This is a genomic window from Aggregatibacter segnis ATCC 33393 (assembly GCF_900476035.1).
Classification (GTDB): domain Bacteria; phylum Pseudomonadota; class Gammaproteobacteria; order Enterobacterales; family Pasteurellaceae; genus Aggregatibacter; species Aggregatibacter segnis.
The window spans coordinates 937,064-954,197 of sequence record NZ_LS483443.1; the positions used below are offsets into that span (position 1 = coordinate 937,064).

A 17,134-nucleotide genomic window follows, 5' to 3' on the forward strand; every position below is an offset into this window, starting at 1 on the left:
TGAGGTTGTATGGTTAAGTGACAAAGCGTACAAGGTGGATGCCTTGGCAATCAGAGGCGAAGAAGGACGTGCTAATCTGCGAAAAGCTTGGATGAGTCGATAAGAGGCGTTTAATCCAAGATGTCCGAATGGGGAAACCCAGTGGGTGAAGAACCCACTATCATTATCTGAATCCATAGGATAATGAGGCGAACCGGGAGAACTGAAACATCTAAGTACCCCGAGGAAAAGAAATCAACCGAGATTTTGTGAGTAGCGGCGAGCGAAAGCGAAGGAGCCTGTTAGTGATAGCGGAAGTATTAGAGGAATTGGCTGGGAAGCCAAATCGTAGAGGGTGATAATCCCGTACTCGAAAATACTTTTGTGGTACTGAGCTAACGACAAGTAGGGCGGGACACGTGATATCCTGTTTGAAGATGGGGGGACCATCCTCCAAGGCTAAATACTCCTGATTGACCGATAGTGAACCAGTACTGTGAAGGAAAGGCGAAAAGAACCCCGGTGAGGGGAGTGAAATAGAACCTGAAACCTTGTACGTACAAGCAGTGGGAGCCCGCAAGGGTGACTGCGTACCTTTTGTATAATGGGTCAGCGACTTATATTTTGTAGCGAGGTTAACCGAATAGGGGAGCCGAAGGGAAACCGAGTCTTAACTGGGCGAATAGTTGCAAGGTATAGACCCGAAACCCGGTGATCTAGCCATGGGCAGGTTGAAGGTTGGGTAACACTAACTGGAGGACCGAACCGACTAATGTTGAAAAATTAGCGGATGACTTGTGGCTGGGGGTGAAAGGCCAATCAAACCGGGAGATAGCTGGTTCTCCCCGAAATCTATTTAGGTAGAGCCTTGAGCGGACACCTTCGGGGGTAGAGCACTGTTTCGGCTAGGGGGCCATCCCGGCTTACCAACCCGATGCAAACTACGAATACCGAAGAGTGATACTCAGGAGACACACGGCGGGTGCTAACGTCCGTCGTGGAGAGGGAAACAACCCAGACCGCCAGCTAAGGTCCCAAAGTCTATATTAAGTGGGAAACGAAGTGGGAAGGCTTAGACAGCTAGGATGTTGGCTTAGAAGCAGCCATCATTTAAAGAAAGCGTAATAGCTCACTAGTCGAGTCGGCCTGCGCGGAAGATGTAACGGGGCTCAAATATAGCACCGAAGCTGCGGCATCAGACGTAAGTCTGTTGGGTAGGGGAGCGTTGTGTAAGCGGATGAAGGTTCATCGAGAGGTGGGCTTGACGTATCACAAGTGCGAATGCTGACATAAGTAACGATAAAACGGGTGAAAAACCCGTTCGCCGGAAGACCAAGGGTTCCTGTCCAACGTTAATCGGGGCAGGGTGAGTCGGCCCCTAAGGCGAGGCTGAAAAGCGTAGTCGATGGGAAACGGGTTAATATTCCCGTACTTGGATAAACTGCGATGTGGGGACGGAGCAGGTTAGGTTAGCGTGCTGTTGGATATGCACGTTTAAGTTTGTAGGTGGGAAGTTTAGGCAAATCCGGACTTCCTTAACACTGAGAGATGATGACGAGGCTCTACGGAGCTGAAGTAACTGATACCACACTTCCAGGAAAAGCCACTAAGCTTCAGGTTTATCTAAACCGTACTGAAAACCGACACAGGTGGTCAGGTAGAGAATACTCAGGCGCTTGAGAGAACTCGGGTGAAGGAACTAGGCAAAATAGCACCGTAACTTCGGGAGAAGGTGCGCCGGCGTAGATTGTAGTCCCTTGCGGGCGAAGGTTGAACCGGTCGAAGATACCAGCTGGCTGCAACTGTTTATTAAAAACACAGCACTCTGCAAACACGAAAGTGGACGTATAGGGTGTGATGCCTGCCCGGTGCTGGAAGGTTAATTGATGGTGTAATCGAAAGAGAAGCTCCTGATCGAAGCCCCAGTAAACGGCGGCCGTAACTATAACGGTCCTAAGGTAGCGAAATTCCTTGTCGGGTAAGTTCCGACCTGCACGAATGGCATAATGATGGCCAGGCTGTCTCCACCCGAGACTCAGTGAAATTGAAATCGCCGTGAAGATGCGGTGTACCCGCGGCTAGACGGAAAGACCCCGTGAACCTTTACTATAGCTTGACACTGAACATTGAATTTTGATGTGTAGGATAGGTGGGAGACTTTGAAGTAGTCACGCCAGTGATTATGGAGTCGTCCTTGAAATACCACCCTTTAACGTTTGATGTTCTAACGAAGATTGCGAAACGCGGTCTCGGACAGTGTCTGGTGGGTAGTTTGACTGGGGCGGTCTCCTCCCAAAGAGTAACGGAGGAGCACGAAGGTTTGCTAATCACGGTCGGACATCGTGAGGTTAGTGCAATGGTATAAGCAAGCTTAACTGCGAGACAGACAAGTCGAGCAGGTACGAAAGTAGGTCATAGTGATCCGGTGGTTCTGCATGGAAGGGCCATCGCTCAACGGATAAAAGGTACTCCGGGGATAACAGGCTGATACCGCCCAAGAGTTCATATCGACGGCGGTGTTTGGCACCTCGATGTCGGCTCATCACATCCTGGGGCTGAAGTAGGTCCCAAGGGTATGGCTGTTCGCCATTTAAAGTGGTACGCGAGCTGGGTTTAGAACGTCGTGAGACAGTTCGGTCCCTATCTGCCGTGGGCGTTGGAGAATTGATTGGGGCTGCTCCTAGTACGAGAGGACCGGAGTGGACGCATCACTGGTGTTCCAGTTGTCTCGCCAGAGGCATTGCTGGGTAGCTACATGCGGAAGAGATAAGTGCTGAAAGCATCTAAGCACGAAACTTGCCAAGAGATGAGTTCTCCCTGTCTTTAAGACAGTAAGGGTTGTTTAAGACTAAGACGTAGATAGGTGCGGTGTGTAAGTGTAGTGATACATTGAGCTAACGCATACTAATTGCCCGAGAGGCTTAGCCATACAACGCTCAAGTGTTTTTGGGGAGACCTGGAGCATGGAGCGAAGTAGAGTAGCAGTTAAGAGAAAGACGCAAAGAGAGAGTTGAGAGAAGGCTTGTTTTTAGATTAAGAAGACGTGAATAAGATAAGAGAGAAATCATAAAGAATATTGGCGGCGATAGTGCGGTGGGCCCACCTGACTCCATACCGAACTCAGAAGTGAAACGCCGTAATGCCGATGGTAGTGTGGGGCATCCCCATGTGAGAGTAGGTCACCGCCAAGCCTGATAGGAACCCCTGATGTGAGAGCATCGGGGGTTTTTGCTTTGGGGGCATAGGAAAGGAAAATAGAAAGCAAAGCGGAATATTTTAAATTAGAACCTAATTTACGTTGAGAGATCTTGTGTTTTTTCATACAATCTAGCGAATTTTACTTTAAAGGAGAAGCAGATGTACTTTGATAAAATTAAAGCTGAACTTACTGAAGCGGCAGATGTATTAAATAAATTTTTAGCTGACGAGAATAATATCAAATTAATCCAAAAAGCAGCATTATTGATTTCAGAGAGTTTTAAACAAGGTGGTAAAGTGCTGTCTTGTGGTAACGGAGGTTCTCATTGTGATGCGATGCATTTTGCGGAAGAATTAACGGGGCGTTATCGTGAAAATCGCCCCGGTTACCCAGCAATTGCTATTTCCGATGTTAGCCATTTAAGCTGCGTGAGTAATGATTTTGGCTATGATTATGTGTTTTCGCGTTATGTGGAAGCGGTAGGACAAAAAGGTGATGTTTTATTTGGTTTGTCTACTTCAGGAAATTCCAAAAATGTGCTTAATGCTATTGAAGCAGCAAAAGCGAAAGGAATGAAAGTCATTGCCATGACCGGTAAAGATGGCGGTAAAATGGCAGGAATTGCAGATGTAGAAATTCGAGTGCCTCATTTTGGTTATGCAGATCGCATTCAGGAAATTCACATTAAAGTTATTCATATTTTGATGATGTTAATTGAATTTGAAATGGCAAAAGCAAATTAATAAAGTGCGGTCGCTTTTTCATCTGTTTTTTAAATCCCAAATTTTTTTTTGGGATTTTTTATATTTCAATGTTGCATAATTATTCATAAAATAATAATATATTTTCAATTTTATGATAATTGATACAGAGACGCAGTAAACAATGACAATTAGTGTTAAAAATCTGAATTTTTTTTATGGCGCCAATCAAGCCTTATTTAATATTAACTTATCCGCTGATGATGGTGATGTGGTGGTATTACTAGGGCCTAGTGGTGCAGGCAAAAGTACGTTGATTCGAACATTAAATTTACTAGAAGTACCACAATCGGGTAAATTGAGTATTGCCAATAATCAGTTTGATTTGTCTTCAGGGAATGATCTGAAACAACTTCGTCAGTTACGTCGTGATGTAGGCATGGTATTTCAGCAATATAATTTATGGCCGCATATGACCGTATTACAGAATCTTATTGAAGCACCGATGAAAATTCTTGGTGTAAGTGAGTCAGAGGCTAAACAACAAGCATTGGAATTGTTGCAACGTTTACGTTTAGAGGAGTTTGCTGAGAGATTTCCGTTGCACTTGTCCGGCGGTCAACAGCAGCGAGTGGCGATTGCACGAGCTTTAATGATGAAACCGCAAGTATTGTTATTTGACGAACCAACCGCCGCATTAGATCCAGAAATTACAGCTCAGATCGTTTCTATTATTGAAGAATTGCAACAAACCGGAATTACGCAAGTTATTGTTACTCACGAAGTGAATGTAGCGAAAAAAGTAGCAACTAAAGTGGTTTATATGGAACAGGGGCGTATCATCGAAATGGGCGATAAGACTTGTTTTGAGAACCCTCAGACGGAGCAGTTTAAACAATATTTATCACACAATATCTAATCTTGAAGGAGAATATTATGAAAAAATTATTATTAAGTGCAATTTTATTAGGCTCTGCAGTAGCGGCCCACGCGCAGGATTTAACTTTTGCTATGGAACCAAGTTACCCACCGTTTGAGTCTACTAATGAAAAAGGTGAAATTATCGGTTTTGATGTAGATATTGCCAATGCTATCTGTAAAGAAATTCAAGCTACCTGCCATTTTAAAGGCGAGGCATTTGATTCTTTGATTACTAATTTAAGATCAAAACGTTTTGATGCGGTTATTTCTGCAATGGATATTACGGAGGCTCGTGGTAAACAAGTATTGTTCTCTGATCCATACTACGACAGCACAGCCAGCTATGTTGCATTAAAAGGCAAAGCTACTTTAGAAAATGCGAAAAATGTTGGTGTACAAAATGGGACGACCTATCAGCAATATACAGTAGCGGAAACAAAACAATACAGCGTGAAATCCTATGCCAGCTTACAAGATGCGGTACTGGATCTAAAAAATGGACGTATTGATATTATCTTCGGTGATACAGCAGTGCTTGCGGATATGATCTCCAAAGAAGATAACGTTCAGTTTGTCGGCGATAAAGTGAATAACAAAAAATATTTCGGTAATGGTTTTGGTATTGCATTGAATAAATCTAACAAAGAATTAGCAGAAAGCTTCAATAAAGGTTTAGCGGCAATTAAAGCCAATGGCGAATATCAAAAAATCTACGATAAATGGATGACCAAATAATCCTATGTTTTCTGATTATTTTTCTTTAATGTTGACTGCGGCCCTGATGACTTTAGGGCTTGCGGTTTGTTCGTTAGTGTTAGGGCTTTTTTTAGGCATGCTATTTGCCGTGTTAGAAGCTAATCGTTTTGTCGGTAAACCCACCGCGCTGCTTGTTGCTTTATTGCGAGGCTTACCGGAAATTCTGGTCGTATTGCTGGTTTATTTTGGTTCTAGCGAATTGGTTGAATTGCTCACCGGTGAATATGTTGAATTCGGTGCATTCGGTTGTGGTGTATTCGCATTGTCCTTAATTTTTGCAGCCTATGCTTCACAAACACTCCGTGGCGCTATTCAGGCGATTGCTAAAGGTCAGTGGGAGTCTGGAACAGCATTGGGATTGAGTAAAGGCTACACTTTCCTTCGTATTATCATGCCACAAGTATGGCGTCATGCATTGCCGGGATTGAGTAATCAATGGTTGGTGTTATTGAAAGACACGGCGTTAATTTCTTTAATTGGTGTAGATGATCTGATGCGTCAAGCACAGCTGATTAATACGAATACACACCAACCTTTCACTTGGTATGGTATTGCCGCGTTGATTTATCTTTTAGTGACATTAGTGAGCCAAGTCGGCATTCGTAAATTAGAACTGCGTTTTACTCGTTTTGAAAGGGAAGTGTAATTATGTTTCAAGAATATTTAAGCGTGATTGCACAAGGTATTCCTACCAGTTTGCTATTAACCGTTGTGTCATTGTTGATTGCCTTTAGTCTGGCTTTGTTGTTTACCATACTACTTTCTATCGGTAATAAAGTGGTGAAAAGTGCGGTCAATTTATATCTTACTTTATTTACCGGCACGCCTTTATTGGTGCAGTTTTTCCTGATTTATGCAGGGCCTGGGCAGTTTCAATGGATTGTGGACAGCCCGTTGTGGCTGCTGTTTTCTAATGCTTGGTTTTGTGCTGCGTTAGCATTGGCGTTAAATAGTGCAGCCTATTCTACCCAATTATTCCATGGCGCAGTGAAAGCAATTCCTAAAGGCCAATGGGAAAGTTGTGAAGCGCTTGGGCTAAGCCGTTTGCAAACCTTGAAAATTTTACTTCCATATGCATTAAAACGCGCTTTACCTTCATACTCTAATGAGATCATTTTAGTGTTTAAAGGAACGGCGCTAGCTTCCACGATCACTATCATGGACATCATGGGCTATGCTCGCCAGCTTTACGGCACAGAATATGATGCGCTCACGATTTATGGTATTGCCGGTGGTATTTATCTCGTGATTACCGGTATTGCGACACTGTTATTACGTAAACTGGAAAACAAAGTGCTTGCTTTTGAACGGTTGGATATGCGTAGTTAGAAGTAAGTGCGGTTATTTTTTCGTATATTTTTAAATCCCAAATTTCTTTGGGATTTTTTTATATAGAGTAAACCGTTGGCTACCATTAAAATCAATGGTGAATATCAGAAAATTTATGATAAGTAAGTAGCAAAATAATCATTAATAAAATGAAAAATGGGCAATGTATTGCCCATTTTTTTATGCATGGTTTGTTATCCAGCTTGCTACGAGTAAGACCACCGTAAAAATTGCGCCCCAAATTAAGTGTAGCTTGACACTTTTGCGATTAATTTCTTCATTCTGTAAACGGCGTTCCTCTAGTTTTTTCTTGTAAGCTTCAAGATTCTCCGGTTTAAAGGAAAAACCGCAGTTTGGGCAGGCTTCTGCACTTTCGTTGATTTTTTTACGGCATTCCGGGCAACGATGTAACATGACTTCTCCGGTGAGATCAAATTTTAAGAAAAGCACAATGTAGTGATTTTTGTTTAAAACGCAAGAAATTTATACCGCACTTTTTAGTTCAATTTAAAAACGTGATTGATATCACATTTTGCAAAGATATTCTGAATCGATAGATTGCCGTTTATTTACTTCATTGTAACAGAAGCCTAAAATAGCGCGGCTTTACTCATATAGGAGTAATAGTTAAATATTAACCCGAACACGTTATGTGTTCTTTCCATAGGATTTTCATATGTTGTGGTTCTTCTTCTGTGTTCTGGTGTTGATTTTAGGTTATGCGATTTATGGCAAAATTATTGAAAAAATCTTTGTCATTAACCCTAAACGTCAAACACCAGCTTATCAAGTCAATGATGGCGTCGACTATATGCCGATGTCTAAAACTAAAATTTGGCTAATCCAATTATTAAACATTGCAGGTACAGGTCCGATTTTTGGTCCGATTCTTGGTGCGTTATATGGGCCTGTCGCTATGTTGTGGATCGTTGTTGGTTGTATTTTTGCCGGTGCGGTACATGACTATTTCTGCGGTATGTTAAGTATTCGTCATGGTGGTGCAACTATGCCTTACTTAGCCGGTAAATTCTTAGGTCGTCCAGTAAAAGTTTTTATCAACGTTTTAGCGCTTGTTCTTCTTTTATTAGTTGGCGTTGTCTTCGTTGCAAGCCCGGCGCAATTAATGGGTACGATCACCATGGACATCATGGGCGCATCTCAAGGTGCATTGCAATTAGGTGATGCCGAAGCGGTTCATAAGGCTGTTGAAGCTGGTGGTTTAACCGTATGGGGAATGGATAAAGCAACTGTAGTTTCCGTATGGACTGCGATTATTTTTGCTTACTATATTCTTGCAACCTTGTTACCAATTGACAAAATTATCGGACGTATTTATCCACTCTTTGGTGCGTTATTACTCTTTATGTCTGTAGGTATGGTGTATGGTTTAGTATCCGCACATTTCAGTGCGGTAGATCCTATCGAATTCTTCCGTACGATTGATGCAGATGGTCAAGGTTTAACCTTAGATAAATTCACACAAAACTTCCAAGTGAAGGGAGATGTACCAATTTGGCCATTATTGTTCTTAACCATTTCTTGTGGTGCATTATCCGGTTTCCACGCAACACAAACCCCATTAATGGCGCGTTGTGCTGAAAATGAAAAAGAAGGTCGTTTCATTTTCTACGGTGCGATGATTGCTGAAGGTATTATTGCATTAGTATGGTGCATGGTTGGTCTTGCATTCTATGAGAACCCGCAAGCGTTACAAGATGCGATTGCCGCAGGTTCACCATCTAAAGTGGTATATGACAGCTCATTACACTTCTTAGGTTTCGTTGGTGGTATCTTTGCAGTATTAGGTGTCGTTGTACTTCCAATTACTTCTGGGGATACGGCATTCCGTGCAGCACGCTTACAATTAGCGGAAATTTTCAAAATTGATCAACGTTCACTGCCTAAACGTTTATTAATTGCAGTGCCATTGTTCGTATTAGGTTATTTTGTTTCAACCATCGACTTCAGCGTATTATGGCGTTACTTCACTTGGGCAAACCAAATGACGGCAATGGTAATGTTATGGACAGCGGCAGCTTATTTATACCGCTATCATAAATTCCACTGGGTGGCATCTATCCCTGCATGGTTTATTACTACTGTCTGTGCAACCTATTTGTATTACAACAAAATCGGTTTCGGTTTAGACTATCAATTGTCAGTTTACCTAGGCTTTGCAACAACGGTTGTTTGTGTCGTGTTGTTCTTCGCTTTAGTTAAACGTTCTAATGAAGCAGACCCAGAATCTTTAGTAGATAGCCTTGCTAAATAGCAAAAATATTGACCGCACTTTTAGCGGTAAAGACTAAAATAAAATACCCTGTTGATGAAGATTAACAGGGTATTTTTTATCCGATGATTCCTTCATATCTAAATGCACATTCAACTTAAAAATAGATAAAACTTTCCTGATGCATCTCATTAAATTGCTTGCAACTTATACACACAAATAATAAAATTAATCAAAAGTGGTAAAAAGTGTTTTTTTGTGGAAAATTTTGGGGTTGAACTCCCGAATTGAAATAAACAGAACAACTAAGGTGAGAAAAAATGTTTCGTGGTGCGGCAACGATTAATTTGGATGTGAAGGGAAGAATTTCTATTCCTACCCGTTATCGTGCCGAGCTTTTGGAACAGAACCAGGGGCAAATGGTTTGTACCGTAGATATTCGTCAACCTTGTTTATTGCTTTATCCGTTAAAAGAATGGGAAATTATTGAGCAAAAATTGCTCGGACTTTCTAATTTTGATCCATTACAACGTACCTTACAACGAGTGATGCTGGGTTATGCCACTGAGTGTGAATTGGACAGTGCTGGACGAATTTTAATTAGCGGTCCTTTACGCCAGCACGCTAAATTAGAAAAATCCATCATGCTTGTTGGACAATTAAATAAATTTGAAATTTGGAGCGAGGCCGAGTGGCAGGCTCAAATTGAAAAAGACATGGCATTAGGTGCAACAGATAGCTTTGCACTGTCAGAAGAATTAAAAACGCTGTCATTATAAGAGTAAAACTCACCGAACAGCGGCACTAGCAAAAGATAAGCGGCAATTATGCCGCTCTATCTTATCTTTAAATTATATTTTATATATCACCGGTAATAATTTATGAGTCATTTAAATGCGTTTTCATCAGCTGAACATGCGACGGTTTTATTACATGAAACCGTTGATGGTTTGGCTTTAAAAGAAAACGGCATTTATATTGACGGTACGTTTGGTCGCGGGGGGCATTCCCGATTAATCCTTTCTAAGTTATCGGCTAACGGTAGATTAATTGCCATTGACCGAGACCCTAAAGCCGTCGTTGAGGCTCAAAAAATTCAAGATTCACGATTTCATATCGAACACAGCGCATTTTCAGATATTTTACCTATTTGTGAGAAGTTAAATTTAGTCGGCAAGATTGACGGCATTTTGCTTGATCTTGGTGTGTCATCTCCGCAATTGGATGATGCTGAGCGCGGTTTTAGTTTTATGAAAGATGGTCCATTAGATATGCGAATGGATGATAGTAAAGGCATGTCCGCAGCGGAATGGTTACAACATGTTTCTGAACAAGATTTGGCGTGGGTTTTAAAAACGTTTGGTGAAGAGCGTTTTGCAAAGAAAATTGCCTCGGCCATCGTGAATTACAATAAAAGTGCGGTGCAAAATGGCGGTGAATGTTTAACACGTACGTTACAACTCGCTGAATTAATTGCACAGACTGTGCCATTTAAAGATAAACATAAACATCCTGCTACACGAAGCTTTCAGGCGATCCGTATTTTTATTAATTCAGAGTTAGATGAGCTGGAAAAGGTCTTGCAGTCAGCGTTAACTGTGTTAGCCCCGGGCGGGCGTTTATCGATTATCAGTTTCCATTCATTGGAAGATCGCATGGTGAAACATTTTATGCGTAAACAAAGCCAAGGCGAGGATATTCCGAAAGGTTTACCATTGCGTGAAGACCAAATTCAACGTAATCAAACCTTAAAAGTGATTGGCAAAGCGATTATGCCAAGTGATGAGGAAATTGCCCAAAACCCAAGAGCACGTAGTGCCGTCTTAAGAATTGCGGAGAGATTAAGCTAATGTTAGAAAATAACGATAGATTCCCTTTGCGAAACATTATTCTTGAAGATTTATTTACGTCAAATAAATTGGTGTTGATTTTATTACTGGCGATTACGCTAAGTGCATTAGGCACGGTTTGGCTTACTCATCAAACACGTGGATTAGTGGCAGAGAAAGGTGATTTGGTTTTACAACATCAAGCGCTTGAGAATGAATATCTTAATTTAAGATTAGAAGAAGCAACCCTCAGCGATAATACACGCATAGAAGCTATTGCCAAGCAATTCGGCATGCAACGAGCAACCCCAGAACAAGAAGTTGTTATTCTTGAATAAACGCGGAAATCACAAATATGGTTAAATTTAATAAATCAATTAAGCCGATACAAGCGAAAAAGAATAACCCTAAACCGTCGCCACAAAATACTTCTTCGGTAAAACCGAATAAGCCTAAAATGGTTTATGAGAGAAGTTTCTTAAAAGGGCGTTATTTGTGGGCGTTAACCAGTGTTTTCTTGGGCTTAATGGCATTGGTTGCTCAAGCGGCTTATATGCAAATTATCAATGCGGACTCTTTGATGGGGGAGGCGGATAAACGTTCTCTACGCACACAAGAAATTCAATTTGTTCGCGGTTCTATTTTAGATCGTAATGGGCAACTTTTATCGGTAAGTGTGCCGATGTATTCTGTGGTAGCGGATCCAAAATTTATTTTTGATGAAAATTCGTTAAAAGACAAAGAACGTTGGCAAAAATTGGCGGAAGCGTTAGGGATTTCTTATAGCAATTTGGTTAAGCGAGTTGAAAAAGATCCGAAATCCCGTTTTGTCTATTTATCTCGTCAAATTTCACCAACGCTTGCACAGTATGTTAAAGAGCTAAAAATTACCGGCATTATCCTCAAAATGGAAGCGCGTCGCTTTTATCCTCGCGTGGAAGAAACAGCACATTTGATTGGTTATACCAATATTGATGGCGCAGGTATTGAAGGCATTGAAAAAAGCTTTGATTCCATGTTAGTGGGCAAATCCGGTTCCATGACATATCGTAAAGACCGATTCGGTAACATTGTCGAAAATATTTCTGATGTGAAGAAATATGATGCACAAGACGTGACATTGAGCATTGATGAAAAATTGCAATCCATGGTTTACCGTGAAATTAAGAAAGCGGTTGCCGAGAATAAAGCGGAATCTGGCACGGCTGTGTTGGTGGATGTGCGCACCGGTGAAGTATTGGCAATGGCCAATGCTCCTTCTTATAACCCAAATAATCGAGTGGGAGTAAAATCCGAGTTAATGCGTAATCGCGCGATTACCGATACCTTTGAGCCGGGTTCTACTGTAAAACCGTTCGTGGTTTTGACCGCACTTCAACGTGGGGCAGTACGTCGTGATGAAATTATTAATACTGGTCCGCTCATCTTGAACGGCCATGAAGTAAAAGACGTCGCACCACGTGATCAGTTAAGTTTAGATGGCATTTTAGAAAACTCCAGTAACCGCGGTGTGAGCCGTTTAGCGTTACGCATGCCGCCGAGTGCTTTAATGGAAACCTATCAAAATGCCGGTTTAGGCAAACCGACTGATTTAGGTTTGATTGGCGAACAATCCGGTTTATTGAATGCCAATCGCGCTCGCTGGTCTGATATTGAGCGTGCTAACGTAGCCTATGGTTATGGTTTGAATGCAACGCCATTACAAATTGCTCGTGCTTATGTCACTTTAGGTAGCTTTGGTATTTATCGCCCGCTTTCTATTACTAAAGTGGATCCACCGGTCGTGGGACAACGTGTGTTCTCTGAAAAAATTACACGTGAAGTTGTCAACATGATGGAAAAAGTCGCGATTAAAAATGGCCGTGCGATGGTCGAAGGTTATCGTGTCGGGATTAAAACCGGTACGGCGAAGAAATTGGAAAATGGCCGCTATGTAGATAAATATGTGGCTTATACCGCAGGTATCGCACCAATTACCGACCCACGTTATGCTTTGGTGGTACTGATTAATGATCCGAAAGCAGGGCAGTACTATGGTGGTGCAATTTCCGCACCGGTATTTTCCAGCATCATGAGCTATGCGTTGCGTAGCAACAATGTACCGCCGGATGGCGTTGAAACGGATAAAACAACAAAACGCACTGTTCGTTTGAGTAGCAAAAAGTCAAGTGAAGTCAACTAAATTAGACATAAAGTGCGGTGCGTAAATAAAGCGTTTTTCACTCATTCATTGAGAAAACATTATGTATCGATTAACTCATCTTCTCGGGATTCACATAGCAGAAAATGTGAATCTCACCGAAATGACATTAGACAGTCGAACTGCAAAGGCCGGCTGTCTTTTTGTTGCAATTAAAGGACATCAAACCGACGGTCGTCAATATATTCCACAAGCGTTGCAAAATGGCGCAAGTGCGGTCATTTTTGAGGCTGATTCTGAGACGCAACATCTTCAGGTGCGCTATGAACAACAGGTTCCGCTCATTGCGTTTTACCGTTTAAGCGAACATTTATCCCATCTTGCGGATGTGTTTTATGGGCAGCCTTCCAAGCGTTTAACGTTGGTTGGGGTTACCGGCACCAACGGAAAAACGACAACCGCACAATTATTAGCACAGTGGACAAAGATTTTAGGGCATACCAGCGCCGTGATGGGCACCATTGGTAACGGTTTATTCGGCCGAGTCAAAGAAGCGACAAATACCACAGGTTCTGCGGTGGAAATCCAAGCATCACTGGCGGAGTTTGTCGCACAAGGCGCAGATTTTGCGGCGATTGAAGTGTCATCTCACGGTTTAGTACAACATCGTGTAGAGGCCGTACATTTCAGTGCTGCGGTGTTCACTAATTTAAGTCGTGATCATCTGGATTACCATCACACGATGGAAAATTATGCCGCAGCAAAAAAACGTTTATTCAGCGAATTGGATAGCCGTCATCACATCATTGATGCGGATGATCCTGTTGGAGCCGCATGGTTAGCTGAGATGCCGGAAGCAGTTGCAGTAAGTGCCAACGCAGATTTTGCTCCACGACAAGCCAAATGGTTGAAAGCGGTAAACGTCTCCTTTAACCACAAAGGCGCTAGCATTCAATTTGAATCTTCTTGGGGCAATGGCGAGTTACAAAGCGCGCTTATTGGTGCATTTAACGTCAGTAATTTATTGTTGATCATGGCAACCTTGTTGGCGCTTGGTTATGACTTAGCCGAACTCATTGGTAGTGCACATAAATTAACCGGCGTATGTGGTCGGATGGAAATGCTGCATGCTCCGCATAAACCGACCGTGATCGTGGATTACGCTCATACACCGGACGCGTTGGAAAAAGCGTTACAGGCAGCACGGTTACATTGCCATGGTAAGCTTTGGTGTATTTTCGGCTGCGGTGGTGATCGCGATAGTGGTAAACGTCCACTTATGGCGAAAATTGCCGAACAGTTGGCGGATAAGGTCATTGCTACGGATGATAATCCCCGTACAGAAGATCATACGCAAATTATGGCGGATATTTTAAAAGGGTTTATTCATCCGCAAGCCGTACAAGTGATACACCAACGTGAAGAGGCCATTGCCACTGCGATTCAAAGTGCGGTGGAAAATGACGTTATTTTAATTGCCGGCAAAGGGCATGAAGACTATCAAATTATTGGTAAAACAAAGCATCATTTTTCCGATCAGGAAGTTGCCCGTCATTATTTATCTCAGTAACAAAAAATATGATTACATTATCTCTCTCTCAAATCGCCTCCATTTTAGAGGCTCAGCTTATCGGTGATGGCAACGTGACTGTCGAAAATGTGAGTACAGACAGCCGTAAAGCCGTCAACAATGGGTTGTTTTTTGCGTTGAAAGGCGAAAATTTTGATGCACATGACTACGTTATGAAAGCGGCTGAACAAGGTTGTGTTGCCGCCGTGGTTGAACATCCAACAGAGGGCAATATTGCCCAATTAATTGTGAAAGACAGCCGTCTTGCCTTAGGGCAGCTTGCCAAATGGTTGCGTGAGAAAATCAATCCGAAAGTGGTGGCGATGACAGGGTCATCGGGCAAAACCACGGTAAAAGAAATGACGGCCTCTATCTTGCAACAATGTGCGGTGGATTTTGACGACGTTTTATTTACCCAAGGCAATTTTAATAACGACATCGGTGTTCCGCTAACGTTATTACGGTTAACCGAAAAACATAAATTTGCAGTGATTGAACTTGGCGCCAATCATATTGGTGAAATTGCCTATACCACCGCCTTGGCGCAGCCTGATGTGGCGTTAGTCAATAATGTCATGGCAGCACATTTAGAAGGTTTTGGTTCTCTTGACGGTGTTGCAACAGCGAAAGGCGAAATTTTCCGCGGGTTAACTCATCATGGCGTTGCCATCATTAACCAAGCGCATAACTATCAACAAAAATGGCAAAAAGAGATTGGGCAACATGAAGTTCAATATTTTTCCTATGACAATCCACAAGCTGATTTTTATGCAGAACATATTCAGTTCTCCGAACAAGGGGCGTCTTTTGTATTACACACGCCACAAGGCAATGTGCAGATCGATTCCCCCTATTTAGGCGAACACAACGTATCTAATGCCTTAGCTGCTACAGCGTTGGCAATGAATGTGGGCGCAACGTTAGCGCAGGTAAAAAAAGGGTTGGAAACGCCATCCTTGGTGAAAGGGCGTTTATTCCCAATTCACCCTTGCGACAATCTTTTATTACTAGACGACACTTATAACGCCAATGTGGGCTCCATGAAATCCGCGATTTCCGTGTTGCAAAAATATCCGGCTTTTCGCGTCTTTGTTGTTGGTGATATGGGTGAATTAGGCGATAATACACCGCTTTGTCATCAAGAAGTGGGTGAGTTTGCCTGGGCAGCTAAATTGGATTTGGTGATTTCTTTTGGACGTTCCAGCTCCGTGATAAGTGCGGTCAATTTTGGACGCCATTTTACTGATAAAACAGAACTTGTCGCTTATTTAACGCCAATTATTAAACAACAATTAACACAACAAAAAGTCGTTGTTTTGGTGAAGGGGTCACGCAGTATGAAAATGGAAGACGTGATCGATTTATTAAAGGGTAATTTTTTATGTTAGTTTGGATTGCTGAGTTTCTCACCAAATACAATTCTGATTTCCATGTGATTTCCTATATTACCGTGCGTGCTATTTTAGCGTTGCTCACGGCACTTTTATTGTCCTTATGGATTGGACCGAAAGTCATTCGTCGCTTACAATTGCTGAAATTTGGTCAAGTCGTACGCAATGACGGCCCTGAAAGTCACTTCGCCAAAAAAGGTACACCGACGATGGGTGGTGTCATGATTCTTTTTGCCATCGGTGTGAGTACATTATTATGGGCAGATTTAACCAATCCATATGTCTGGTTTAGCTTGTTCGTTTTATTTGGCTACGGCGCTGTCGGCTTCGTGGACGATTACCGCAAAATTACCCGTAAAAGCACGGATGGCTTAATTGCCCGTTGGAAATATTTTTGGCTTTCTGTTATTGCCTTAGTGGCGATTTTCGGTATGTATGCGATCGGTAAAGACACCGATGCCACCCGCTTGGTTGTGCCATTCTTTAAAGAATTTATGCCGCAATTGGGCATTTTTTATATTGTATTGGCTTACTTTGTTATTGTCGGTTCCAGTAATGCCGTGAATTTAACGGATGGGTTAGATGGTCTAGCGATTGTACCGACCGTGATGGTGGCCGGCGCATTTGCATTGGTGGCGTGGGCGACAGGTAACATCAATTTTGCGGAATACTTACACATTCCATACCTGAAATTCAGCGCGGAACTGACCGTGTTCTGTACCGCCATTGTTGGCGCGGGTCTTGGTTTCTTATGGTTTAACACTTACCCGGCACAAGTATTTATGGGCGATGTGGGCTCATTAGCGTTGGGCGGGGCTTTAGGTGTGATTGCCGTATTGGTGCGCCAAGAATTTCTATTACTGATCATGGGCGGCGTGTTTGTCATGGAAACGCTGTCCGTGATTTTACAAGTGGGTTCTTACAAATTACGTAACAAACAACGCATTTTCCTGATGGCGCCGATTCATCATCATTTCGAGAAAAAAGGCTGGCCGGAGCCACGTGTTATTGTACGTTTCTGGATCATTTCCTTAATGTTGGTATTAATTGGTTTAGTGACCTTAAAACTACGTTAATCACCCTAAAAAG

Annotated in this window: 14 protein-coding genes and 2 rRNA genes; 15 read left to right on the forward strand and 1 reads right to left on the reverse strand. The window is 42.4% G+C overall.

The genetic code is table 11. The features are described 5' to 3' along the window. Nucleotides 1-11 precede the first annotated feature (11 nt). The 7 genes from DQN58_RS04790 to artM all read left to right on the forward strand — a co-directional run bounded on the left by DQN58_RS04790 (nt 12) and on the right by artM (nt 6,885). Nucleotides 12-2,908, forward strand: a 23S ribosomal RNA gene (locus tag DQN58_RS04790). Between the two features lie 146 nt (nt 2,909-3,054). Then, a 5S ribosomal RNA gene (gene rrf / locus DQN58_RS04795) occupies nt 3,055-3,170 on the forward strand. 166 nt (nt 3,171-3,336) lie between these two features. Beyond that, the gene (gene lpcA, locus DQN58_RS04800; RefSeq protein ID WP_006717286.1) at nt 3,337-3,921 is read left to right on the forward strand and encodes a D-sedoheptulose 7-phosphate isomerase; all 585 of its coding nucleotides are present in this window, start codon (nt 3,337-3,339) and stop codon (nt 3,919-3,921) included. 142 nt (nt 3,922-4,063) lie between these two features. Further along, nucleotides 4,064-4,798 carry an arginine ABC transporter ATP-binding protein ArtP gene (artP, locus tag DQN58_RS04805; protein WP_006717287.1) on the forward strand — a complete coding sequence of 245 codons (735 nt, stop codon included), beginning with the start codon at nt 4,064-4,066 and terminating at the stop codon, nt 4,796-4,798. A 17-nt stretch (nt 4,799-4,815) separates the two neighbouring features. Further along, complete coding sequence (locus DQN58_RS04810; protein WP_006717288.1) at nt 4,816-5,535, forward strand: lysine/arginine/ornithine ABC transporter substrate-binding protein; 720 nt, start codon at nt 4,816-4,818, stop codon at nt 5,533-5,535. Nucleotides 5,536-5,539: 4 nt separating this feature from the next. After that, entirely contained in the window at nt 5,540-6,202 is a 663-nt protein-coding gene (artQ, locus tag DQN58_RS04815) for an arginine ABC transporter permease ArtQ (protein ID WP_006717289.1), read from the forward strand. Between the two features lie 2 nt (nt 6,203-6,204). Continuing rightward, a complete protein-coding gene (gene artM, locus DQN58_RS04820) occupies nt 6,205-6,885 on the forward strand; it encodes an arginine ABC transporter permease ArtM (RefSeq protein WP_006717290.1) in 681 nt (226 codons plus the stop codon). Between the two features lie 180 nt (nt 6,886-7,065). On the opposite strand, the gene DQN58_RS04825 is transcribed toward artM, so the two are convergent. Then, nucleotides 7,066-7,299 carry a zinc ribbon domain-containing protein gene (locus tag DQN58_RS04825; protein WP_032997779.1) on the reverse strand — a complete coding sequence of 78 codons (234 nt, stop codon included), beginning with the start codon at nt 7,297-7,299 and terminating at the stop codon, nt 7,066-7,068. A gap of 262 nt (nt 7,300-7,561) precedes the next feature. Between DQN58_RS04825 and DQN58_RS04830 the strand changes: the two genes are divergently transcribed. The 8 genes from DQN58_RS04830 to mraY all read left to right on the forward strand — a co-directional run bounded on the left by DQN58_RS04830 (nt 7,562) and on the right by mraY (nt 17,121). Beyond that, on the forward strand, nt 7,562-9,157 hold the full coding sequence (locus DQN58_RS04830; protein WP_006717292.1) for a carbon starvation CstA family protein: 1,596 nt from the start codon (nt 7,562-7,564) through the stop codon (nt 9,155-9,157). 278 nt (nt 9,158-9,435) lie between these two features. Next, nucleotides 9,436-9,894, forward strand: a complete 459-nt coding sequence (mraZ, locus tag DQN58_RS04835; RefSeq protein ID WP_006717293.1) for a division/cell wall cluster transcriptional repressor MraZ — start codon at nt 9,436-9,438, stop codon at nt 9,892-9,894. A 102-nt stretch (nt 9,895-9,996) separates the two neighbouring features. Then, nucleotides 9,997-10,965: a 16S rRNA (cytosine(1402)-N(4))-methyltransferase RsmH gene (rsmH, locus tag DQN58_RS04840; RefSeq protein WP_006717294.1), complete on the forward strand. Its 969-nt coding sequence runs from the start codon at nt 9,997-9,999 to the stop codon at nt 10,963-10,965. Then, nucleotides 10,965-11,282: a cell division protein FtsL gene (gene ftsL / locus DQN58_RS04845; protein WP_006717295.1), complete on the forward strand. Its 318-nt coding sequence runs from the start codon at nt 10,965-10,967 to the stop codon at nt 11,280-11,282. Before rsmH ends, ftsL begins: the two co-directional genes overlap by 1 nt. A 17-nt stretch (nt 11,283-11,299) precedes the next feature. Further along, nucleotides 11,300-13,126, forward strand: a complete 1,827-nt coding sequence (gene ftsI, locus DQN58_RS04850) for a peptidoglycan glycosyltransferase FtsI (protein WP_006717298.1) — start codon at nt 11,300-11,302, stop codon at nt 13,124-13,126. 61 nt (nt 13,127-13,187) lie between these two features. Further along, a complete protein-coding gene (gene murE / locus DQN58_RS04855) occupies nt 13,188-14,654 on the forward strand; it encodes a UDP-N-acetylmuramoyl-L-alanyl-D-glutamate--2,6-diaminopimelate ligase (protein WP_006717300.1) in 1,467 nt (488 codons plus the stop codon). A gap of 8 nt (nt 14,655-14,662) precedes the next feature. Then, the gene (murF, locus tag DQN58_RS04860) at nt 14,663-16,042 is read left to right on the forward strand and encodes a UDP-N-acetylmuramoyl-tripeptide--D-alanyl-D-alanine ligase (protein ID WP_006717303.1); all 1,380 of its coding nucleotides are present in this window, start codon (nt 14,663-14,665) and stop codon (nt 16,040-16,042) included. Continuing rightward, nucleotides 16,036-17,121 carry a phospho-N-acetylmuramoyl-pentapeptide-transferase gene (gene mraY / locus DQN58_RS04865; RefSeq protein ID WP_006717305.1) on the forward strand — a complete coding sequence of 362 codons (1,086 nt, stop codon included), beginning with the start codon at nt 16,036-16,038 and terminating at the stop codon, nt 17,119-17,121. The genes murF and mraY overlap by 7 nt, the downstream gene beginning before the upstream one ends. The last annotated feature ends 13 nt before the right edge of the window (nt 17,122-17,134 follow it).